Raw genomic sequence first — 21,200 nt, 5'->3', positions numbered from 1 at the left:
ACCTCCGTGTTATTTGTGGCTGGCTTTACCCAGTGCCTTGGCCACCAGTTGTTCGTAGAGTTCGGCGTAGGGTTCGACCGCTTTGCACCAGTTGAACGGCGCGGCCATGGCCCGGCAACGCATGGCGTTGAGCAGGTCGGGGTAGGCGAAGACCTTGAACGCACGGCTCAGGGCTTCTCGGTAGCTTTCGACCGTTGACTCATCAAAGAGGAAACCGGTGACGCCGTTCTCGATGGTGTCGGCCAGGCCCCCGGTGTTGCGTGCCACCGGCAGCGAGCCGAAGCGCTGGGCGTACATCTGGCTCAGGCCGCACGGTTCATAACGCGATGGCATCAGCAGGAAATCGCTGCCGGCAAACATCCGCCGCGCGTCGGTTTCGTTGAAGCCGATGCGCACGCCGATCTTGCCGGGGAAGCGCAGCGCCAGTTCGCGCATGGCTTGTTCTTCTTCCGGTTCGCCACGGCCGATGATCGCGATCTGGCCGCCGTTCTGCACGATGTACTCGGAAACCGCCTGGGTCAGGTCCAGCCCTTTCTGATAGACCAGTCGCGACACCACGGCGAACAACGGACCGTTACTGTCGTCAAGGCCGAACAGTTCGCGCACGTGGGCGGCGTTGATCGCCTTGCCTTCCCACTCGCCGATGGCGAACGGCGCGAACAGATGCGGGTCGGTTGCCGCGTCCCAGCTCTCATCGATGCCGTTGGGAATTCCGCTGAGCAAGCCTTGCTGGGTCTTGGCGGCCAGGAAGCCGTCGAGGCCGCAGCCAAAATCCGGCGTGGTGATTTCCTGCGCGTAGGTGGCACTGACCGTGGTGATGTGGCTCGAATACGCCATGCCGGCCTTGAGGAACGACATCTTGCCGTAGAACTCCATGCCTTCCTGTTGCAGGGCATGCGCCGGAATGCCCAGCTCAGGGCAAGAGCCAAGGCTGGTCACGCCTTGATAGGCGAGGTTGTGAATGGTGAACAGCGTCGGCGTGCGCTGCCCACGCCAGTGCATATAGGCAGGGGCGAGGCCCGCTGGCCAGTCATGGGCGTGCACCAGATCCGGGCACCAGTGGATCTGTGCGAGGTTGGCGGCGATGTCGGCAGCGGCCAGACCGAGGCGGGCAAAGCGGATATGGTTGTCGGGCCAGTCGCGACCGTTGTTGGCGCCGTAAGGGCCGCCCTCGCGTTCGTAGAGTTCAGGGCAGATCAACACATAGATCACCAGGCCGTCGGGCATGTCCATGCGCCCGATCTTGCAAGGTGGCAATGCGGCATGGCCACCGAGTTCGCCGATGATGTGGATCGGGTTTTCGCTGTGCATCACTTGCGGATAACCGGGGATCAACACTCGTACGTCGTGCAGATGGGCCATGGCCCGGGGCAGGGCGGCGGAAACGTCACCCAGGCCGCCGGTCTTGACCAGGTCGGCGATTTCCGAAGTGACAAACAATACCTTTTTCTTGTTGGGGTTCTGGCTCGCTACCGGAGCCAGTGTTCGGGTGCCGGGAACGTTGATCTGTCGGCTGCCGGGAACACTGACGGTGCCCTGTTCGCCAAGCGACTGGTGAGCACGCTCTCCCTGAATTTCCAATGCCGCACTGATCATATGTATCTCCCGTTGTGTTGATCTGATTCTTGTCTCTAACAAGCGATGTCCATGGCCAAATCCTGTGGCCGGGCGCAAACGCGCCGCGCATCGGTGAGCAAACGCTACCCAACACGCGCAAGCAGAATGGGTGGTGAGGCCGTTGCAAGGATTACACCAGTCGCTTTCGCCCAGTTGTTCTGATGACCTGTGGCGTGAAGCAAAAGTTTCGACTTTTTTTCCGCGGTGTGACTGAGTGGTTTTGCCCGCAAAAAAGCAGTCTAGGCCAGATCCTAGAGCGGGTCGGCGCAAATGGCTAAATTGTTCGACAATCGGTTGGATCGGAGGCCGGGACCGGTATTTGGTCGGGAAATGCTCCGACGAAGGGCAGGTTTTTCTGATGGAGTGAGCCAAAACGGTGACTGGGCGGTCATGGTTTTGTGCTAGCGGGTGGGTGGGCTGCACAGGTTTGGTGCGAGGGTTTTGAGGTTGTGGTGGGTGGGAGGGCGCTATCGCGAGCAGGCTCACTCCTACAGGGGAACGCATTCCAAATGTAGCAGTAAGCCTGCTCGCGATGGCGTCGGTTGAGTCAACACGCCCGAGTATGGATCAGTTCAACAGGCGCACCGGCTCTCCACCCGCCCAGGCCTGAATATCCTCGATCATCTGCCGGAAGAACTGCTCATAGTTCTGCCGACTCACATACCCCACATGCGGCGTCGCCAGCACATTGTCCAGCGTGCGAAACGGGTGCAGCGCCGGCAGTGGCTCGTGCTCGAACACATCCAGCGCTGCCCCGGCGATCTGCCGTTTCTGCAAGGCTTCGATCAGCGCCGCCTCGTCGACGATCGGCCCGCGAGCGGTGTTGACCAGAAGGGCGGTCGGCTTCATCCAGACCAGTGCTTGCGCATCGACCAGGCCGCGGCTGCGTTCGCTGAGCACCAGATGCACCGAAAGTACATCGGCCTGTTCGAACAGTTGCTGCTTGCTGACGTACGTCACGCCAGCCTGTTCGGCCCGTTCAGCGCTGAGGTTTTCGCTCCAGGCGATCACCCGCATGCCGAACACCTGGCCGAACTGCGCCACACGCTGGCCGATGCTGCCCAGACCGAGAATCCCCAGCGTCTTGCCGTGCAGATCGCCACCCAGCCCTTGCTGCCAGCCGCCGGCGCGCAGGGCGCTGGCTTCGTTGAGCAGGTTGCGCGTGGCCGCCATGATCAGCGCCCAGGCCAGTTCCGGCGCGGCGTGTTTGTAGCTGTCGGTGCCACAAACCTTGATGCCCAGGGCCGCCGCGGCCGGCATGTCCAGCGCCGCGTTGCGCATGCCGCCGGTGACCAGCAGCTTGAGGCGAGGCAGACGCTTGAGCAGGTCCGCATCGAAACGCGTGCGCTCGCGCATCACGCAGATCACCTCATAGCGGTGCAGACGCGCGGCGAGCGTGGCGTTGTCAGCCGGATAATCATGCTCGAACGTCACTTCACCCAGGCTGGCGAGCACGGACCAGTCGACGACGTCGCGGGCCACGTCTTGCCAGTCATCGATTACCGCAATCTGCACCGTCATCGGCGTTACCTCATCAAGGAACGGAAGGGGTCTTGTCCAGCCAGCTCAGCAGCGCCTGATGGAATTTCGCCGGCTCTTCCATTTGCGGCGCATGGCCCATGCCCGGGAATTCCACCAGCGTCGACTGCGGGATCAGCTTGGCGACTTGCTTGCCCAGGACTTCATAGTGGCCGATCCTGGCTTTCACTTCAGGTGGTGCAAGGTCCTTGCCGATCGCGGTGGTATCGGAGGTGCCGATCAACAGCAGCGTCGGCATCTTCAGGTCCTTGAACTCGTAATACACCGGTTGGGTGAAGATCATGTCGTAGATCAGCGCCGAGTTCCAGGCGACCTGGGTCTTGCCCGGTCCTTTGCTCAAGCCCGCGAGCATGTCGACCCAGCGGTCGAATTCCGGTTTCCAGCGGCCATCGTAATAGGTCGTGCGTTCGTACTCGCGGATGCCTTGGGCGGTGACTTTCAGTTCGCGCTGATACCACTGATCCACAGTGCGATAGGGCACACCGAGGGCTTTCCAGTCTTCCAGCCCAATCGGGTTGACCATCGCCAGTTGATCGACTTGTTCAGGGAACAGCAGAGCATAGCGCGTGGCGAGCATGCCGCCGGTGGAGTGGCCGAGCAGCGTGGCTTTCTGGATGCCCAGCGCCTTGAGCAACTGCTGGGTGTTGGTCGCCAGTTGCTGGAAGCTGTACTGATAGTGCTCGGGTTTGCTTGAGGTGCAGAAACCGATCTGGTCCGGGGCGATGACCCGGTAGCCGGCTTCGCTCAACGCTTTGATTGAACTGTCCCAGGTCGCCGCGCAAAAATTCTTGCCGTGCATCAGCACCACGGTGCGCCCGTTCGCCTTGCCGTGGGCGGCAACGTCCATATAGCCCATCTGCAGGGACTGGCCCTGGGATTCGAAGGCGAAATGTTTGAGCGTGTAGGGATATTGAAAGCCTTGCAGTTCCGGGCCGTAGGCGGGACCTTCGGCGGGTGCAGTGTCGGTGGCGGCCTGAGCCAGCACGGGCAGGGCGGCGGTGAGGAACAGGCCGGGCAGCCAGCGGGACAGCGTGACGGACATAAGGGCAAACTCCTTGGAAATTGACCGATGCTGGAATGGCGCGATTACGCCGACGTTAAGGCAACCTCATCGCGCGATCGTTCAACCCAGCCAGCCCAGCGTGAGCAGGGCCAGCACGCCATAACGTGCACCTTTGGCCAGGGTGACGATCAGCAGAAAACGCCCGAGCGGCTCGCGCATCACCCCGGCAATCAGCGTCAGCGGGTCACCGATCACCGGCAGCCAACTGAGCAGCAACGACCAGTGCCCGTAGCGCTCATAGTGTTTGCGCGCCTTGTCCATGTGCCGCGCACTGACCGGGAACCAGCGGCGCTCCTGAAAACGTTCGAGGCCACGGCCCAGCCACCAGTTGACCAGCGAACCGAGTACGTTGCCCAGTGTCGCCACCGCCAGCAAGCCCCAGAGCCAGTAACGTTCGCTGACGATCAACCCGACCAGCAGCGCCTCGGACTGCAACGGCAGCAACGTCGCCGCGCCGAATGCAGCGAAAAACAGCCCGGCGTAAGCGGCGCTCATCAATGCGCCGGGTAATCCGCCACCACGATATCCGCGCCGTCCTTCTTCAGGCCGATCACTTGATACGCATCGCTCATGCCGTCCATTTCCATGCCCGGCGAGCCCATCGGCATGCCCGGTGCGGCGACGCCCAGCAGGTCATCGCGCTTGCTCAGGGCCAGTACCTGCTCGGCCGGCACATGCCCTTCGACGAATTTACCGTTGATGATCGCGGTGTGGCAGGACGCCAATCGCGGCGGCACGCCGTGCTGTTGTTTGAAGCTGCTCATGTCGCTTTCGACGTGATCGTCGACTTTGAAGCCGTTGGCTTCGAGGTGGCTGATCCATTTTTTGCAACAGCCGCAATTGGCATCGCGGTGCACTTCGATCGGGATCAGCTCGGCGGCCTGGGCCAGGGAAGAGAGAAACAGGGCGCTGAGGGCGAGCAGACGCAGATGGGTTCGCATAACGGGGTTCTCGGCTCGAGTGAGGATCAAAAAGAACGTATTTTGATCGGTTTTTGCCGCCGAGGCTCAACTGAGTGTTTCCAATTACGACAAGGCAGGCTGACAGGATGATACCGGATCAAGGCTGACAGCCGGATGAGTGATAGGTGACAAATCGGTAAGCGGAGCTCTTTGAACTGCTGATCATGGGCAGCCACCGTACCTGTGGGAGCGGGCTTGCTCGCGAAAGCGGCGGGTCATTCAACCTGTCTGTTACCTGACAGGACGCATTCGCGAGCAAGCCCGCTCCCACAGGGGATTTGTGCACTGCACAAAACCCTCTGTGGGCCGGGGTTGATCAGCTGACCTTGAAGCGCCCCATGATTGCGCTCACCCGGCTGTTTGCCTCGAGCAATTGCCGTGTATTGAGTTCGCTGGCCTGGCCGCTTTGCACCAGTTCATCGACCATGTGGCGGATCTGCACCATGCTGCGGTTGATTTCTTCGGTCACCGCGCTTTGCTGTTCGGCAGCGGTCGCGATCTGGGTGCTGAGGCTGTTGATGTGGCTGACCGAACCGGCCATCTCGTCCAGCCCCGAGTTGACCCGTGCCGTGGCGTCGGCGGCGGACTGACAACTGGCCTGGGTGTTCTCCATGGCGCTGACCGAGGAACTCACGCCTTGGGTCAGGCGCGTCAACATCTCATTGATCTCCGAGGTGCTGGCCTGAGTGCGGGCGGCGAGGGCGCGCACTTCATCGGCGACCACCGCAAAACCACGGCCTTGTTCTCCGGCGCGGGCGGCTTCGATGGCGGCGTTGAGCGCCAACAGGTTGGTTTGCCCGGCAATCGCGCCGATCACCCCGAGAATCTCGGTGATGCGCTGGGCGTCCTGCTGCATGTTTTCGACTTTGTGCGTGGCGCTGGCCACTTCGTCGATCAGCGCAACCACACTGCTGGTCGCTTGCCCCACGACCACCCTGGAGCGATCGGCGTTCTCGTTGGCGCGCTGAGTGAACGCGGCGGTTTCGGCGGCGTTCTGCGCGACGCTTTCGGCGGTCGAACTCATTTCGGTAATCGCGGTGACGGTCTGGTCGGTTTCCGAGGCGTGACGCAACAGGATCTGGCTGGTGTGCGCCGAGGTGCGTTGCAGATTGTCCAGACTCGACGCCATGGCGCCGGTGGCCTGAGTCACTTCACCGATCATGTTTTGCAGGTAGGCGATGAACGTGTTCACCGAATGGCCGATGGCCCCGAGTTCGTCTTCGGCACGAATGGTGATGCGTCGGGTCAGATCGGCATCGCCACTGGACAGCAAATCGATGTTGGCTTTCAGGGCTTTCATGCGTTGCACCAACTGGCGGATCGCGTAGACCTGCAACAGCACCAGCAGGATCACCAGCGGAATCTGGATCAGGCTCAGGCTGCTGAGTACGTCATCGCGCTGGGCCGTGAGCATTTTTGTCGGCAGGGCAGTGGCGAGGAACCATGGCGTGCCCTCGATCGGGCGCATGAAGAAGGTGCTGGCTTCACCGTTGTTGTCGAACTCGATGCGTTGCGCCTGATCGCGGTTCAACAGCCCGGCTTTGACCTGGCTGGCGAAGGTCGAAGACGCGGCCAGTTCGCTGATGTTCTTCAGCACGATCGGGCCGCTGATGCGCGAGCTGTTGCTGATGATCTTGCCGTCCGCTTCGACAATCAGCATCTGGGCGTTGAGGTCTTTTTCCTTGCGCGCCACCAGATCGTTGAAAAAACCAAGGGTGACGTCGATGGTCGACACGCCCCAGGCATTGCCGTTCTTGTAAATCGCCATCGCGCAATTGGTGCGCGGCTCGGCACTGGCGTCGTCCTTATAGGCCGCCGCCCAGGCGCATTGGCCGCGCGGCGTGGCCATGCCGCCCTTGTGCCAGGTCTGGTCGTAGTAGTTCGGCGCGGCGTCGCTGTTCCAGAAGGTATTGACCTTGAGGTTGCCGGACGCGTCACGGTGCCAGAACGTGCTGAATTTGTTGCGCCCGGCCTCACGCTGCCCCGGCAGAGGCCAGATCCCGCCGCCGAATACTTTCAGCTCGCCGTATTGATCGACCAGCCCCGGAAGCACCGTGTCGATCGCCGCGCTGTCGAGCAGCGGGATGGTCTGGGTGATGCTGCGCTGCTGGGCCTGCACCTTGTTCAGTTCGCCCTGTATGTGCTCGGCGACCTCGGCGATGCGGTTGAGCACCACCTGTTCTTCGGTATCGCGCAATGTAGGCGCGACCAGGTAGCTGATGCCGACCACCGTCAGCACCGACAACAAAAGGATGAACAGAACCAGAAACAGCGTGTAGCGGGCCTGAATAGTGCGGAATACGGGCATGGAAACCGGTCCTTGAGCAGCGCTTCTAGTGAGGTGGCGAGGGGCGAACAGTGCGGGTGTCACCAGCGTATCGTCGTTGTTGCGCGAACCTTGAGGTACGCACGTGCTGAAAAAATCCCGGCACCGATGAGGGAGCCGTATCAAAACCGATACACCCAAGCGGATCAGTCCATCTGCCAGCCGGGAAAAGTCAGTTGTGTTGCGGGTTGATGACAGCTCTGCGACAGGGTTTGCGGGAAGTTGCGTGTTTGTATCGGGAATGTACGAGAATTGTAAAAAAGTGCAGAAACAGGTTGGTGCCATCAGTCTGCCGACCGATACTCGCGCCCATTCATCCGCTTCGACGCGGATATTTTTACGTCATTCACAGGGAGTCTTCTCATGACGATCGGTATTGTCGGCGGCTGGGAAAGCAAAGCAGGGGTTATGGTGCGCAACACCGGCGCCAAGAAAGAAGTGGCCCAGAGCGTCAAGGTGCAGCAGATGCTGACCATGGTCGGCAACGACCCCAACGCATTGAACACCGCCGAAATGGACAAGCAGGGTTTGCGCAAGCAGATCAAGGGCTTCGATCCTGCCAATGTGTCGGTCAAGCAACTGGGCAATTTGAGTGCGTTCCTGCGTGGGCGTGGACTGATCTCGGAAATCACCTCCTTCACCCTGATGAATGCCGGCGACAAGTTCGACCGTTTCGGCGTGACCAAGGATGTCGATGCGAAATTCAACGCACTGGAATATTTCGCGACCCAACTCGATGCCATCCAGACCAATGGCCTCAATGGCAACGCCTACGGCAAGAATCTGATTCCCGAGTTCAAGAAAGCCATTTATGTGCTGCAGAACCTGAAAACCTATGGGGAAGGCAACGCCGCGAAGCCGGCCGACGAAGGTGTCAGAGCCAAGGCCTGAACCGCACCGTTGAGCCCGTTCAGCGCGTGAACGGGCGATGGTGACTCACGAATGCGCAGCCGCCTCGTCGGCGGGCTGTTGGGCCTGATCATGCAAGCGCTGGATATGCGGGCAATGCAACTGCAACGTGCGCGCGCAATAGCCCCGGTGAAACAGCGCCAGCCATCCCTCACAGCGATCGTTCGGGGCAATCCCGGTGAAGCTGAAGCCTATTTTCGACAGATTTTCCACGGCACTGGCAAACCCCGTCGCCAGCCTGAGCCTGATGGAAATCATCCAGTGCCGCGGCAGCCTTCGCAGTTGCTTGAGTAACCTGCTGTCGAGCTTTTCCAGGGTCACGTCATAGCGCATGAAACGTTGCTCTACATGAATCGGCGCACCCACCCAGGGGACTTCTTTCTCCTGCGTTCCGTATACCTCACTCAAGTGTTCCATGAACTCGCGACAGCGTTCCGGCCACAGCAGTGCCGGAAGTGGCCTGCGGTAACCGTCGATAGGCATGAAACCGATAACAATGGACTCAGCCAAAGGCTCGCCAAACGGCGAGGGCACATAGTCGAGCAGCAATCCGGTGCTGCAAAAACCCAGCCGCTCAGCCATGCGTTGCGTGTAGTCATGCTGCGTCACTTGCTTGATGGTCACGCCCCGGCAGCGCAGCGCTTGCGCATGTATCAACAGTCGTGTGCCCAACTGGGTGGCAATGTTCTGCCCGCGTGTCGAAGGATGGACCACGCTCAAGGCCAGTTCCGCCGTTTGCGATTCGACACTCCGGCAGAGCGTGGCGTGACCGAGAATCTTTTTACCGATTTGCGCCACCAGCGAATGCCAGGTCCCGTCACCATGGTTCTGGTTGATCATCAACGGCAAGTACACGTGGGGCTGTACGTAGTGTTCGCCATAAATCTCCCGGAACAGGCGGCTGACGGCCCCGGCATCGGCACTGCGATAGCTGCGTAGCGTCAGGTTGTCCATGGACGTTGCTCCTGACCAGAGGCTGGGTATACGCGCAGGTCGACGACGCGCTGGCGCTTGCCGGAGCGTGGATGACGCGCGAGTTCTGCGCTTGGGCAAGCGATGACCTGCAATTGCAGCAGCCGCTCGGCACACCGCTGTGCCGCCTGCGGGTTCTGCGCGTGCCAGGCTTCCAGCAAGGCTGCATTGGCTTGCACGGTCGTTGGTGCCTGGGGGGCGGACGCCCACTTCAGGCTGACGACATCGACATTCGCCGATTGGCTGATGACCAGTTGCCAGTCGTCACTGCCGGTGTGGCGCTGCACAATCCTGGCGATGTCCTCGATCACCAGGGTCAGGCTGCTGACCCGTACGCGCTGACTGCTCGCGCTGCGACCCATCAAGGCAAACTTGCGCATCGGCGCGGTGGCCGGTTCTCGCCAGCAAGCCAGGTCGCCCACCGGGTAGCGGATCAACGGCATCAAGCGACGGGTGAGATTGGTCAGCACCAGCCGTCCGCTGCGGTCGCAGGTTTCGATGACTTCGCCGGTGTGCTCATCAATGATTTCCAGCACGCTGTGGCCGGGTAGCATGCGGTGTTCGCCCAAGGCGCAATCCGCGGACGAGGCGCCGATGAACCCGGCGTCGACACTGGCGTAGCCGATGGAGGCGATTCGTGCATTGGGAAACACACTGCGCAGCACCTGCAGTTGCCCGGCGAACAGGCTTTCCCCGCCGTAGAGCAGGGCGTCAACCTCGGTCAGGGTCTGGCCTTGGCGCTGTAACACGTCGGCGAACCCGAGCAACTGCGCGGGCACGCCGGCCAGCACATTGATAGCGTGTTGCCGGATGGCTTCAACCAGCACCGCAGGCTCGACCGCGCCGGTAAAAGGGTATTCAGTGACACCTGCGGTTTCGTACGCCAGTGCATCGTGGATAAAGATGAAACTGGCATAGAGATCGCCGACGAAAAACAGGTTGGCGACCCGATCGCCCGGCTTGAGTTGGTCGGTGAGCTGGCCGCCGAAGTCGCGCACCAGTGTCTGCCACTCATCGCGGGTAAATACCGAAAGCTTACCGGCGCTGACGGTTCCACCGGTCTTGAACACCAGTGCGCGTTCTACGGTCGATGTCAGTACCGGCCAATCAGCGAAGTTCTCGCTATGTGCCCAATATTGTTCTGGGTCAACCAAAGGAAGTTCGTTGAGCGTGGTGACTTGCGGTGCAACATGTTGCCAATGGCGGGCGTAATACGGTGAATGTTCGCGAGCAAAGGCGAGCAACTTGTTAAGTTCAAGTGAAGTGTCCATAACATCTTTCTCTAATTATTCAGGCTGTGTGCGTTGGAGGCGTTTAACGGCGCGCGTCAATCACCGGGGGTACCTTTCCACTGTGTCTGTTTCTGCAGAATTGCTCTGGCGTGCAGACCTCGACTTGCACCATGAGCAGCCCGGTGCGAACCAGATTGCTCAGCGTGGTGTAGTGCTCCAGGCGGCCCTGAATGCCTGCCGGATCGCCGGGGCTGCGAATCAACAAGCGTTCCAGGCCCTCGGGCGCATGGTCGAGGTACAGCTGAAACGGCGTCTGCAGGTGCCGCGCGAGTGCGTCGACACAGATGAAATCGCTGCCGATGCGCAGTAGCCGGCCGTGGCGCTGCAGCAGTTCAAAGCGTGGCGAGCTCAGCCCGCAGGCGCATTCGCCGGGGAGCCAGCGCCCCGTGTCGCCGACTTCATAACGCTGCACCTGCTGGGCCTCACGTGCTTTGGAGGTGAACAGTAAACGGCCGATTTCCTCGCCAACCACGGGCCGGTCAGCGTCCATCGCAACGATTTCCAAATGTTGAATCGTCTCCATCAGGTGAAACACGCCGTCGCCAGTCGCGGCGCAGGCATGCCCGAAAGGCCCGGCATCGACACTGCCGTACAGCGCCGAACGGATGCTGGCGACACCGCAGTCCTGCAAGAGCGCGCGGCACGGATCGCTGAGATGCTCGCCGCCGAGAAAGACCTTTTCAATGGCGCCGTATTCGCGCAGACGCTGCTGTTCGTTGAGGAACAAGCGATGCAGAGTGCTGGGCATGCCGATCAGCACCGTGACGCGCTGCTCGATGATCAGTTGCGCAATGTCGCTGTAGTCATCGTCGCCGGGCGCGCCCATTGGCAGGTGAGTGGCACCCAGCAGTTCCAGCACTTTGGCGAAACTGAAGAAGCCGCCGTACAGGCTGCCGCTGAAGAACAGGTTCATCACTTTGTCGCGTTGCGGGTCGAGGCCAGCCGCGAACAAGCCGTCGGCCGCCGCGCGCATCTGCCGCTGAAAATCACGGTAGCTGAAGCCCGCCAGTGCCGGCGTGCCACTGCTGCCGCCCGAGCGGAAAAACAGCTGCGCCGCCGCTTCCGTCGGCCGTGCGATAAACGCGGCTTTGTCGGTGATGGGCAGGCCAGCCAGCCTCGGCGCGTCGGGCCGCGGGTCGAGGCTCGTGTGCGTGGGCAACTGCGTCGGCGAGACACTGACCGACACCCGCCGGCTCAAGCGCTGCAAGGCGTAGACGCCGTCGTGGGGTTCGCCATCGTAGCCATCGTGGATCGTGCCGGTCGGCGTGATTCGGCTGACGCCCGCCGCAATCAGCCTGCGCGACAGCTCGGCGATCTGCGTATCGGCGCACACCAGCGCGCAGCTCTGCAAAACGTTGCGCCACGGCAACAGGTTTTCGCTCAGTTGAGCGCGTGGTAACGGTTTGAGCAGCAGCGTACGAAACAGCGGTGACGGTGCGAGCGTCGCTTCATGGCTCCAGATCACCCGCCAGCCCGGCGCGCTCCAGACCTGCGTGGTCACCCCGGTAAAGCTCTGGCGCAAGCCGGCCATCAGGGTCTGCGTGGTGATCTCGCAGGCTTCCTGAACCGTCGGCACCAGCGCCGGCCATTGTCCGGCGCGGCGCTCGAATGCCTGCGCCAGCGCCGCGCCGATGGCTTGCAGCACCGCCGGTTCTGCGCTGTCGACCAACAGCCATTGCGGGCTGGAACAGGCCTGCTGATCCAGGCGACACACCTCATCGACCAGCGCGTCCAGCGCTTGTGGCGAGGCTGCGTCCGGGGTCAGGTAGGCAAAACTGATGCGGTGTCCCCAGTCGATCCAGCGGCAACCGGGCGGCAATTGCTGACGGATGGCTTGCAACGCTGCTTCGCCGCCCCACGCCGATACACCGTTGGCGATTTTGCACAATTGGCCGATCTGCGCGGTGGCCACCGGTAGCACGGCAACGTAATGACGCAACTGGCCGCTGGCATCGCACTGCACCAGCGCGTGCAGCAGGCGCGCGGTCAGACCCTGGTCGCTGCGGCTGGGCCGGAGCCAATTGACGTTGCCGGCCAGCAGGCTCTCGATGATCGCGCAGCACGCCAATAGCGGCGCGTTTGCCGGTGTCACGTGAACCACCAGGCCCAAAGGGCTCCAGCGTTCGAACCGCGCTTGCCGATAATCGATACGGCGCAGGCAAGCCGGTTGTTCGCCCAGCTCGCGTTCAAGCTTGGTTTGCAAGGTGTGAGGCTGGCAGAAGGCAGTCAGCGCCTCACGCTGGTCGTCATCCAGTGGCAGGCTCAGCGTGTGCAGTCGCTCGGCAAAGATTGCCGCGGCGGTCAGCACGGTGGCGCTGTCCAGCGCTGTGCTCAGGTGCTGCGGCAGTGCTTGTTGCAGCGTCTGGAGTGTGGCGTGCAGGTCCAGATCCGCGTGCAATTGTCCATTGATCAAATACATGTCACTGCCTCCCCAGAAAATCGGCCGCCGCCATGGCGCAGCTTCTGCCCGCCGAGGTGCCGGCGCGGCCGTGCAACTCGAACCAGTCAGTCGTCAGGCCGCAAGCGCAGTCTTTGCCGGCGTGCAGCGTTGCCAGATCGCTCATCACCACTGCGTGCGCGGGGCTTGAGGAAATGTAGGGCGAAACGAACCCGAGCAAACCCTGCTGGCCGTACGGCTGGACAGAAAAGTCATTGGGATTGCGCACGTAGGCCTTGGCGTAAACCGGCACATGGAAACGATGGTGGGCGCATTCGATATAGGGCACCGCGTGCTCGACCGCACCGTAACCGTCTCGGCAGCGCGCCGTTTCGATACCCAATTGTTCGGCGACGCGTGCGTACAGCTGTTGTCGGGGAATTTCTTCGCTGGCGCGGGTTTTCCAGCCGCCGCCGAAAAACACCAGTGACGCGGCCGGCAGTCTCAGATCAGGCACACCGGTGGCGCGCATGTGCTCCAGAGTCTGCCAAAGAAACGCCGGAAAGCCGAAGATCCTTACCGGCAAGCCTTCCTCGGCGAATGCTTGCAGGGCCGCGATGACCCCGTAGACATCGAACTGATGGCTGTCGCCGGTGCAACGCAGGGCGTAGACGACGCGGTTGGCCGGGGCAAAGCGGCAGAGAAATTGATCGGTGTAGGACGTGCCTAGAGTGATCGCGCCGCGCGGCTCGTAGCTCAGCAGCAGGTAGTTGCAAGGCGTGTCGGGCGTCAGCCAGCCATAGTGGTCAAAGATTCGCTCGACCATGAACTGCGCGCCCGCCAGGCTGCGCGGGTCATAGCGCATGCGGCTCTTCTGGCCGCTGGTGCCGGACGACGTCAGCTCCAGGGCGTCTTCGCCGGTCGGGCTGAGCAACAGCTGTTGTTTGAAAAAATTGGCCAGGATCGGTGGCAGGTGTGACCAGTCATCAACACGGTCCAGGTCCTGAACGTCAAAACCGTTAGCGTTCAGCCAATGTTCGTAGCCAGGGGTGTGCCGGCAATGAAACCTGCTGATCTCGGCCATGGCCTGGTCGAACAGGCCCGTCGGTACGGAATTCAGGCAATAGGGGTGTGGCAACGCGCAGAGCGCATCGCTGGCAGGGAAGGCGTGCATTTGAATATTCCTTTATTGGTCAGACGCGGAGTCAGCGGGTGTGCCTGGCAGTAATCCGTACAACAAAGGCAGGCACATCAGGCCGCTGGCCGCAGCGCAGAGGGCGAAAAGTCCGAGGTGTGCGCCACCCCCGATGACGGCGATCAGCGAGCCGCCAAGACCCATCACGGCAATCGAGATCATCCCGGTCAACGCCGAGACCAGGCCTTTGCTGTCATCGCTGGAAAACAGCGCCAGTCGATACACGGCGGCATTGCTCATGCCCAGACCGACCGCATACAGCGCCAGACTGGCAACCACCGACACCGTGCTGGCGCCGAGCAGCGTGCAGCCGGCCAGTGCCAGCAGTCCGAGGCAAAATGGCCAGAGCGCCAGTTGAATCAACTGTGGCAGGGAGTGGGTGGGCAGCAGTCGGTCGAGGATCAGATTGCCGACGATCACCGCAGAAAACACCGGCAGTTGCCACAGCCCATATTCCACAGGCGAGAGGCCCTGCAATCGAATGAGCAACAGCGGTGCCAGGCCGATCCAGGCAATCAGCGGCAGGCTCATCAGCCCCAGAGAGAGGCTGGCGCAAAGAAACCGGCGGTTGCCCAGCAGTGACCGATAGCGCTTTGCGGTGAGGCGCCAGGAGAGGGCAGTCGGCTCAGGCCGCTGCCCATCGCGGCGAATGATGCCGACAGTCTCGGGCATATACCGGTAGAGCCCCAGCCAGACGAGTGCCGCCATCAGGCCCAGCCCCAGAAACAGCTCGCGCCAGCTCAGCCATTGCAGCAAAACGACGCCGAGCAGTGGCCCGAGCAACGGCGACAGCAAGGCAACGTTGCCAAGCAGGGCCATCAGGCGAACCGCATCGGCTTCGCAGAACACCTCTTGCAGCGCCGGATAGCTGACCGTCACGACAAAGCCCAGGCCCATGCCTTGCAGCAGGCGCAGCAGGTTGAACAGTTCAATGCTGTTGACGAAGAATGCCGCTGCACAGGCTGCACCGAATAATGCGCACCCGATCAGCAGCAGCGGCCGTCGTCCCCAGCGATCCGACAATGGCCCCAACAACCATTGCAGGCAGACGCCCCCCAACAGGTAAAGATTGAATGCGTGGGGAACATGACGCGCATCGGCGTGCAGTTCGGCAGTGACACTGAGCATTGCCGGCATCAGCAAATCGCTGGCCATGTAAGTCAATAGTTCAAACGCAGTAAGGGCCAGACAAAAAACAGCTATTTGCCGGGGGCCGATGTTTATAAGAGTTCTGTGCATTACACGTCCTTGTCAGTTAACCGCAAGTGGCGAGAGCCTAGAGCCAGACGTGTGCGACACCTAGTTGTTTGCTGCGACATTAGATTTCAAATGCTTGCAGTTTGTTTAAGCGAAGGCCTGATTAAACAAACTTGGCGAGTGCATTCCGCAGGCAAAAAAATACCCGCGACAGCGCGGGCATTGGGTGGGTATATCGATTGGGGGTATTGCGCAAATCCGTATGTGAGTGCCGTCATGAAGCCAAAACGCCTCATCGGCTGTAACATGAGGTCCCGTTTGCAGCGCCGCACCCGCAGAGCGATATGCGCCCGCACGCAAGCGGATACGAACCGGATTCAGCCCATGTTCCAGGAAACCGCAATGACCCAGAAGCAACGCTTGATTTATTCGATTCTGATCGCCGTGTCCGTACTGGCGATCATGCTCGGCCTGTCCTGGCTGCAGAACGCCGGGATGATCAGTGAGAAGACCTTTCAGTACATCGCCATCGGCGTGGCGGTGGTCGTGGTGGTGATCAACGGGGTAATGCGCCGCAAGGTCAAGCCCTGACCGCGATTACCGCGCGTCTCACTCGTTATTGAGTACGGCCGCAGCCTGTGGATGCAGGCTGTAGCTTTTGTCGGCATTGAAGACGATGACGCCTTCGGCGCACAGGCGCTTGAGCACTTCGCGCACGCTGAGAAAGGACAGTGGAACGTCCAGGTCGAGCAACTGACTGTGCACGCCGCGTACGCCCAGGCGGCGATTGCTGTGGGCGGCGAGCAGCAGTGCGTCGATGACTTTCAGGCGGATCAGGCTGGTGCGCAGGCCGAAGCTCTTGAGCAACAGGCGGATGCGGTCGTTGGCGTGACGTTCGCCGCGCTGTCCGAAATCGCTCGCGTGTGGACTCATGGAGACTCCTTGTGGCGCCTGGCTACCGTCCGTTGGTAGTTGCGAGTTGTACATGCGGTGACTCCTTTTCAGCGTCTGATCGGGAAGGGTTTTTTTGCGCTCTGTAGAACTAGACGTATCAGCGGCACAAATCATGAAAGAAAAGATGTAGAAATTGTGTGTAAGGGGGGTGGTTTTTTTGTCGGGGACCTTGGCGGCCTTTGGGCCGGCCATGTTGTTGGGGGGTGGGGGATATCCGGTTTTTTTGGTGCTGCGGCTGGCGGTTCCGCCCTTACGGCGGGTGACTTTGGGGGCCCAAAGTAACCAAAGGCCTTTTGCCCTGACGTGCGGCCCCTCGCTGTGGCTCGGGGTGCCTTCGCTGCGGGATCGATCCGGGCGCAGCGTCTCCGGTTTGCTTCGCTGCACCTCCTCTCGCTGTGTACGACTTCGTCGTACGGTCGCTGCGCTCCCACGCCCGGATCAATCCCTCCGCTCAGCCTTCCGACGGGCGCCGTGCATCAAGATCAAGAGCCTTACTCGAGCTAACGCTCATTGTGTTGAGTGGTGAGAAGCAAAAGCGGTACTTGAGCTAACGCTCATCGTGTTGAGTGGTGAGAAGCAAAAGCTTTACTTGAGCTAACGCTCATCGTGATGAGTGATTAGAAGCCAACGCGGTTTGCTTTGCTTTTGTTTTTGCTTTTCTGTGGGAGCTGGCTTGCTAGCGAAGGCGGCCTGCCAGCCGACCCATATCCTCCTGACCCACCACAATCCCACTGTAGGAGTGAGCCTGCTCGCGATGACGGCCAACCAGCCACCTCATGTCCATCAGATTCACCCAATCCCAACTGTGGGAGCCGGCTTGCCAGCCGCTCCATATCCTCCTGGCACACCACAATCCCATTGTAGGAGTGAGCCTGCTCGCGATGACGGCCAACCAGCCGCCTCATTTCCATCAGATTCACCCAATCCCAACTGTGGGAGCTGGCTTGCCAGCGAAGGCGGCCTGCCAGCCGCCCCATATCCTCCTGACCCACCACAATCCCACTGTGGGAGCGAGCCTGCTCGCGAAGACGTCCTGACAGCCACCCATGCTCCTACTGACTGAACTCGAACCCATTGACCGAACCTGCTCTGTTTCCCGAATGACAGGGAACTCATTAAATTTTTTCTACCAGCTTCGTTTCTTCGACAGGCTCATTGCGCGTGGACGCAGGGGTGTTTCCAGAGCGGATCCGCCGTACGCCTTGTTTGTGGCGTCTGGTCCGTTCGTTGGCATGTCGATCAGGAGCAAGCGTGACGATTTCCAGACAATTAACCGGGCTGACCCTTGCCGGCGTGTTTTTCGGCCTGAGTTGTTCAGCTCATGCATTGAGCCTGGCCAATGAGGTCAGTGCCGATATTCGCCGTACCGCTTTTGGTGTGCCGCATATTCGTGCCCATGATGAGCGCGGGCTTGGGTTCGGTATTGGCTATGCCTATGCGCAGGACAACCTGTGCCTGCTGGCGAACGAGATCGTGACGGTCAATGGCCAGCGCTCACGTTACTTCGGTCCGGATCAGTTCACCGTCGAAGAGCGTGAAAATCGAGTCAGCGATGTGTTCTTCAGCTGGCTCAATACCCCCGAGGCGGTCGACACCTTCTGGCAGGCACAACCGGCTCAGGTTCGGGATCTGGTCGAAGGCTACGCTGCCGGTTACAACCGTTATCTGGACGAGCGCCGTCAGCAGGGTTTGCCACAACAGTGTCAGGGCGAGTGGGTGCGCAAGATTGCACCGCAGGATCTGGTCAAGCTGACCCGCCGTTTGCTGGTCGAGGGCGGTGTCGGACAGTTTGCCGAAGCCTTGGTCGGCGCTACGCCGCCGCAAGCGACAGCGGTGGTCGAACACGATAGGCAGGCTTATCAATTGGCCGATGCGCGCCAGCAACGCTTTGCTCTGGATCGCGGCAGTAACGCGGTGGCTGTGGGCAGTGAGCGTTCGTTCAACGGGCGCGGGATGTTGTTGGCCAATCCGCATTTTCCGTGGGTCGGCGGGATGCGGTTTTATCAGATGCACCTGACCATCCCTGACAAGCTCGACGTCATGGGCGCTGCCTTGCCCGGTCTGCCGATGATCAATATTGGCTTTAACCAGCACCTGGCCTGGACGCACACGGTCGATTCATCGAAACACTTCACCTTGTATCGCTTGCAACTCGATCCGAAAGACCCGACGCGCTACCTGCTCGACGGCAAGTCGCTGCCGATGAACAAGCAGACCGTGACCGTGCAGGTCAAGCAGGCTGACGGGCAGGTGGTGGCGGTCTCGCGTGACGTCTTCAGTTCGCAGTTCGGGCCGATTGTGCAGTGGCCGGGCAAGCTCGATTGGGACAAGCAATACGCCTATAGCCTGCGCGATGCCAACCTGGAGAATGACCGGGTGTTGAATCAGTGGTACGCGATGAATCAGGCGTCAACGCTCCAGCAGTTGCAGGATTCGGTGCACAAGATCCAAGGCATACCGTGGGTCAATACGCTGGCCGTCGATGACCAGGGGCAGACGCTGTACATGAACCTGTCGGTGGTGCCCAACGTCAGTGCTGACAAACTCGCGCAGTGCAGCGATCCGCGGATTGGCACGCAACTGATTGTGCTCGATGGCTCCAACAGCGCCTGCGCCTGGGATGTCGACCCGCACGCCGCGCAGAAGGGCATTTATGCCGCCAGCCAGTTGCCGCAATTGCAGCGCAAAGACTTCGTCCAGCATTCCAATGACTCGGCATGGCTGGCCAACCCGGCGCAACCGCTGAGCGGTTTTTCACCGCTGATCAGTCAGGACGGTCAACCGCTGGGCTGGCGCTCGCGTTTTGCGCTGGATCGTCTAGCCACGTTGAGCAAGAAAGGTCCGCTGGCAGTGAAGGATTTGCAGCACATGGTGATGGATGATCAGGTGTATCTGGCCACCCAGGTGATGCCGGATCTGCTGAAGTTCTGTGCCGCGAGCCTCGGTGCCAATGCGCAGGCGCTGAAACCGCTTTGCGCCAGTCTCAAGGCCTGGGACGGTCGGGCCAATCTGGAATCTGGGGTGGGGCTGGTGCATTTCCACAACATCATGCAGGCGCTGCAGGATTTGCCGGATGTCTGGCGTGTCGCGTTCGATCCCAACGATGCCCGGCACACGCCGCGCGGTCTGGCGATCGAGCAGCCAGCGGTGGCCGAGGCGTTGCGTGAGGCGATGCTGGCGTCGGTCGAATCGACTGCGAAAATGGGCCTCAAGCCGCAGAGCCGTTGGGGCGACATCCAGGTCGTCAGCAGTGGCGGGCAACAGACGCCTATTCACGGCGGGCCGGGCACGTTGGGGATTTACAACGCGATCCAGAGCGTGCCTCGTGAGGACGGCAAGCTCGAAGTGGTCAGCGGTACCAGTTATCTGCAAGTCGTGACGTTCGATGAAAACGGTCCGCACGCCCAGGGGGTGCTGGCGTTTTCGCTGTCGAGCGATCCGGCGTCGAAGTATTCGCGGGATCAGACCGAGGCGTTCTCGAAGAAGCAGTGGAGTGTGCTGCCGTTTACCGAGCAGCAGATTCAGGCTGATCCGCAATATCAGGTACAGACTGTACGCGAGACGCCGGGCAACGCGGGGAAGGTCGCCGCTCAGTAATTCCCGGCGTGTTCATGGTATCGACGCTGATGGCCGCACCCTGCAAGGGTTGCGGCCATCAGCTTTTTGGCGGTTGTTGCGGCATCGAGTTGATCACCGGGTTGCCTTCCTTATTGCGCGTCAGGTAGACCGGCAGCACCTTGGGCAGACTGTTGGCGAGGTTGTTCAGCTCTTTGATGTTGTAGATGCCGCCCACGCGAAGCGAACCGGTGCGGCTGTCGGCCAGCATCAATGGGTGGGTCAAGTAGCGGTTGATCAGGGGCAGGGCGTCATTCAGCGCCAGATTGTCCAGCACCAGTTTGCCGCTGCGCCAGGCCAGCGCTGCATCGTCGGGGTAGGTCTGGCTGATCTGCGGGATGTAGTCGCCGTGCTTGTAGCGCGCCTGCATCATTGGCCCCAGACGCAGGCCGTCACCCGGCAGGGCGCGATCGCTGGACACCAGCACCGAGCCTTCGACCAGGTTGACCCGCACTTGATCCTCATACATCCACACATTGAAACGCGTGCCGGTCACCCGAACCTTGCCTTCCCCTGCGCGCACGACAAAGGGATGGGCGAGGTCATGACTGACAGTAAAGAATGCCTCGCCTTTTTTCAGCGTGACACGGCGCTCATCCTTGTAGTTGCTAAAGGTCAGATCGGTGTTGAGGTTCAGTTCCAGCTCGCTGCCGTCACTGAGGGTGACTCGACGCACCTCGTCGGTGGCGGAGAAATGCTCATGGCTGTTGGGCAACCAGCCAAGATTCCAGCCGGCATAGGTCGCCAGGGGCAGTGCGAGTGCGCACGCTGCGGCGACCGCAACGTACTGGCGCCATGCGTGCGAAGACTGCCGCGATGCTGTGGCAAGCGCGGGCGTCGGGCGAGGCAAGTGCTCGGCGACCTCCCAGACTTCGAGCATTGCCTCGTACTCGAATGCATGCAGAGGATGAGCCGCGTGCCACTGCTCGAATGCATCACGCTCCTCATCCGTGCAATCGGCGGCGTGCAGACGCATGCACCAGTGCGCGGCGGCATCGGTGATCGCATCGTATTCGGCTTCCGAGAGGGTGTCTTGGGTCATTGAGTCATCCTGATTTTGCTCATTCTACCCTTTGCGGCAAGTGGCCGAGAACAGCAGTCATGGCAATTGCCCATCAAAAGTGGAACTTATTTTCCGCAGCGCTACCCAAAAAAACAGGATGCACTGCCTACTATCCATAA

16 protein-coding genes and 1 pseudogene are annotated in these 21,200 nt (G+C 60.9%); 3 read left to right on the top strand and 14 right to left on the bottom strand.

Going from position 1 to position 21,200, the window contains the following annotated elements; translation table 11 throughout:
• Window positions 1-9: 9 nt before the first annotated feature.
• From glgA to HU755_RS02035, 7 genes and pseudogenes are all read right to left on the bottom strand, one after another.
• Window positions 10-1,596 (bottom strand): glycogen synthase GlgA, encoded by a 1,587-nt coding sequence (gene glgA / locus HU755_RS02060; protein WP_186552167.1) that lies wholly within the window; start codon window positions 1,594-1,596, stop codon window positions 10-12.
• Between the two features lie 588 nt (window positions 1,597-2,184).
• On the bottom strand, window positions 2,185-3,138 hold the full coding sequence (locus HU755_RS02055) for a D-2-hydroxyacid dehydrogenase family protein (protein ID WP_186630418.1): 954 nt from the start codon (window positions 3,136-3,138) through the stop codon (window positions 2,185-2,187).
• 13 nt (window positions 3,139-3,151) lie between these two features.
• Window positions 3,152-4,198: an alpha/beta fold hydrolase gene (locus HU755_RS02050; protein ID WP_186630417.1), complete on the bottom strand. Its 1,047-nt coding sequence runs from the start codon at window positions 4,196-4,198 to the stop codon at window positions 3,152-3,154.
• 81 nt (window positions 4,199-4,279) lie between these two features.
• Window positions 4,280-4,714, bottom strand: coding sequence for a YqaA family protein (locus tag HU755_RS02045; protein ID WP_186552546.1), 435 nt, complete (start codon window positions 4,712-4,714; stop codon window positions 4,280-4,282).
• Entirely contained in the window at window positions 4,714-5,160 is a 447-nt protein-coding gene (locus HU755_RS02040; RefSeq protein WP_186630416.1) for a DUF411 domain-containing protein, read from the bottom strand. Before HU755_RS02040 ends, HU755_RS02045 begins: the two co-directional genes overlap by 1 nt.
• Window positions 5,161-5,359: 199 nt before the next feature.
• Window positions 5,360-5,467 (bottom strand): annotated as a pseudogene (locus HU755_RS27755) (metal ABC transporter ATP-binding protein); the annotation flags it as partial.
• A gap of 30 nt (window positions 5,468-5,497) precedes the next feature.
• Window positions 5,498-7,489, bottom strand: coding sequence for a methyl-accepting chemotaxis protein (locus tag HU755_RS02035; protein WP_186630415.1), 1,992 nt, complete (start codon window positions 7,487-7,489; stop codon window positions 5,498-5,500).
• 381 nt (window positions 7,490-7,870) lie between these two features.
• Between HU755_RS02035 and HU755_RS02030 the strand changes: the two genes are divergently transcribed.
• On the top strand, window positions 7,871-8,398 hold the full coding sequence (locus tag HU755_RS02030; RefSeq protein WP_186552543.1) for a hypothetical protein: 528 nt from the start codon (window positions 7,871-7,873) through the stop codon (window positions 8,396-8,398).
• Between the two features lie 45 nt (window positions 8,399-8,443).
• Here HU755_RS02030 and HU755_RS02025 read toward each other — a convergent pair whose 3' ends face one another.
• The 5 genes from HU755_RS02025 to HU755_RS02005 are packed head-to-tail and all read right to left on the bottom strand — an operon-like array spanning window position 8,444 to window position 15,491.
• Window positions 8,444-9,370 (bottom strand): GNAT family N-acetyltransferase, encoded by a 927-nt coding sequence (locus HU755_RS02025; RefSeq protein WP_186630414.1) that lies wholly within the window; start codon window positions 9,368-9,370, stop codon window positions 8,444-8,446.
• Window positions 9,358-10,659, bottom strand: coding sequence for a phenylacetate--CoA ligase family protein (locus HU755_RS02020; protein ID WP_186630413.1), 1,302 nt, complete (start codon window positions 10,657-10,659; stop codon window positions 9,358-9,360). Before HU755_RS02020 ends, HU755_RS02025 begins: the two co-directional genes overlap by 13 nt.
• A 43-nt stretch (window positions 10,660-10,702) precedes the next feature.
• Window positions 10,703-13,099, bottom strand: coding sequence for an acyl-CoA reductase (locus tag HU755_RS02015; RefSeq protein ID WP_186630412.1), 2,397 nt, complete (start codon window positions 13,097-13,099; stop codon window positions 10,703-10,705).
• Window position 13,100: 1 nt separating this feature from the next.
• On the bottom strand, window positions 13,101-14,231 hold the full coding sequence (locus HU755_RS02010; protein ID WP_186630411.1) for an acyl-protein synthase: 1,131 nt from the start codon (window positions 14,229-14,231) through the stop codon (window positions 13,101-13,103).
• A 12-nt stretch (window positions 14,232-14,243) separates the two neighbouring features.
• The gene (locus HU755_RS02005; RefSeq protein WP_186630410.1) at window positions 14,244-15,491 is read right to left on the bottom strand and encodes an MFS transporter; all 1,248 of its coding nucleotides are present in this window, start codon (window positions 15,489-15,491) and stop codon (window positions 14,244-14,246) included.
• A gap of 360 nt (window positions 15,492-15,851) precedes the next feature.
• Here HU755_RS02005 and HU755_RS02000 point away from each other — a divergent pair, with 360 nt between their 5' ends.
• On the top strand, window positions 15,852-16,040 hold the full coding sequence (locus tag HU755_RS02000; RefSeq protein WP_186552537.1) for a hypothetical protein: 189 nt from the start codon (window positions 15,852-15,854) through the stop codon (window positions 16,038-16,040).
• A gap of 18 nt (window positions 16,041-16,058) precedes the next feature.
• Here the strand turns inward: HU755_RS02000 and HU755_RS01995 are convergent, their stop codons facing one another.
• Window positions 16,059-16,436, bottom strand: coding sequence for a fe2+ zn2+ uptake regulation protein (locus HU755_RS01995; RefSeq protein WP_186630409.1), 378 nt, complete (start codon window positions 16,434-16,436; stop codon window positions 16,059-16,061).
• 1,218 nt (window positions 16,437-17,654) lie between these two features.
• On the opposite strand from HU755_RS01995, the gene HU755_RS01990 reads away from it, so the two are divergent.
• A complete protein-coding gene (locus tag HU755_RS01990; RefSeq protein WP_186630408.1) occupies window positions 17,655-20,000 on the top strand; it encodes a penicillin acylase family protein in 2,346 nt (781 codons plus the stop codon).
• Window positions 20,001-20,058: 58 nt separating this feature from the next.
• Here the strand turns inward: HU755_RS01990 and HU755_RS01985 are convergent, their stop codons facing one another.
• A complete protein-coding gene (locus HU755_RS01985; protein WP_186630407.1) occupies window positions 20,059-21,060 on the bottom strand; it encodes a FecR family protein in 1,002 nt (333 codons plus the stop codon).
• Window positions 21,061-21,200: the final 140 nt, after the last annotated feature.

The sequence above is a fragment of the Pseudomonas sp. SWRI111 genome, assembly GCF_014268555.1.
In the GTDB taxonomy this organism is placed as follows: Bacteria; Pseudomonadota; Gammaproteobacteria; order Pseudomonadales; family Pseudomonadaceae; genus Aquipseudomonas; species Aquipseudomonas hamedanensis.
The sequence above is the reverse complement of the archived record's forward strand: the minus strand, read 5'-3'. Positions and strand labels throughout refer to the sequence as shown.

What these genes read in the sequence shown, in the direction of transcription:
- HU755_RS02005 (WP_186630410.1), bottom strand. Translation starts at nt 15,491, where the DNA reads ATGCACAGAACTCTTATAAACATCGGCCCCCGGCAAATAGCTGTTTTT.
- HU755_RS02040 (WP_186630416.1), bottom strand. Translation starts at nt 5,160, where the DNA reads ATGCGAACCCATCTGCGTCTGCTCGCCCTCAGCGCCCTGTTTCTCTCT.
- HU755_RS02045 (WP_186552546.1), bottom strand. Translation starts at nt 4,714, where the DNA reads ATGAGCGCCGCTTACGCCGGGCTGTTTTTCGCTGCATTCGGCGCGGCG.
- HU755_RS02020 (WP_186630413.1), bottom strand. Translation starts at nt 10,659, where the DNA reads ATGGACACTTCACTTGAACTTAACAAGTTGCTCGCCTTTGCTCGCGAA.
- HU755_RS02025 (WP_186630414.1), bottom strand. Translation starts at nt 9,370, where the DNA reads ATGGACAACCTGACGCTACGCAGCTATCGCAGTGCCGATGCCGGGGCC.
- HU755_RS02055 (WP_186630418.1), bottom strand. Translation starts at nt 3,138, where the DNA reads ATGACGGTGCAGATTGCGGTAATCGATGACTGGCAAGACGTGGCCCGC.
- HU755_RS01995 (WP_186630409.1), bottom strand. Translation starts at nt 16,436, where the DNA reads ATGTACAACTCGCAACTACCAACGGACGGTAGCCAGGCGCCACAAGGA.
- HU755_RS02030 (WP_186552543.1), top strand. Translation starts at nt 7,871, where the DNA reads ATGACGATCGGTATTGTCGGCGGCTGGGAAAGCAAAGCAGGGGTTATG.
- HU755_RS02035 (WP_186630415.1), bottom strand. Translation starts at nt 7,489, where the DNA reads ATGCCCGTATTCCGCACTATTCAGGCCCGCTACACGCTGTTTCTGGTT.
- HU755_RS02010 (WP_186630411.1), bottom strand. Translation starts at nt 14,231, where the DNA reads ATGCACGCCTTCCCTGCCAGCGATGCGCTCTGCGCGTTGCCACACCCC.
- glgA (WP_186552167.1), bottom strand. Translation starts at nt 1,596, where the DNA reads ATGATCAGTGCGGCATTGGAAATTCAGGGAGAGCGTGCTCACCAGTCG.
- HU755_RS02050 (WP_186630417.1), bottom strand. Translation starts at nt 4,198, where the DNA reads ATGTCCGTCACGCTGTCCCGCTGGCTGCCCGGCCTGTTCCTCACCGCC.
- HU755_RS02000 (WP_186552537.1), top strand. Translation starts at nt 15,852, where the DNA reads ATGACCCAGAAGCAACGCTTGATTTATTCGATTCTGATCGCCGTGTCC.
- HU755_RS02015 (WP_186630412.1), bottom strand. Translation starts at nt 13,099, where the DNA reads ATGTATTTGATCAATGGACAATTGCACGCGGATCTGGACCTGCACGCC.
- HU755_RS01985 (WP_186630407.1), bottom strand. Translation starts at nt 21,060, where the DNA reads ATGACCCAAGACACCCTCTCGGAAGCCGAATACGATGCGATCACCGAT.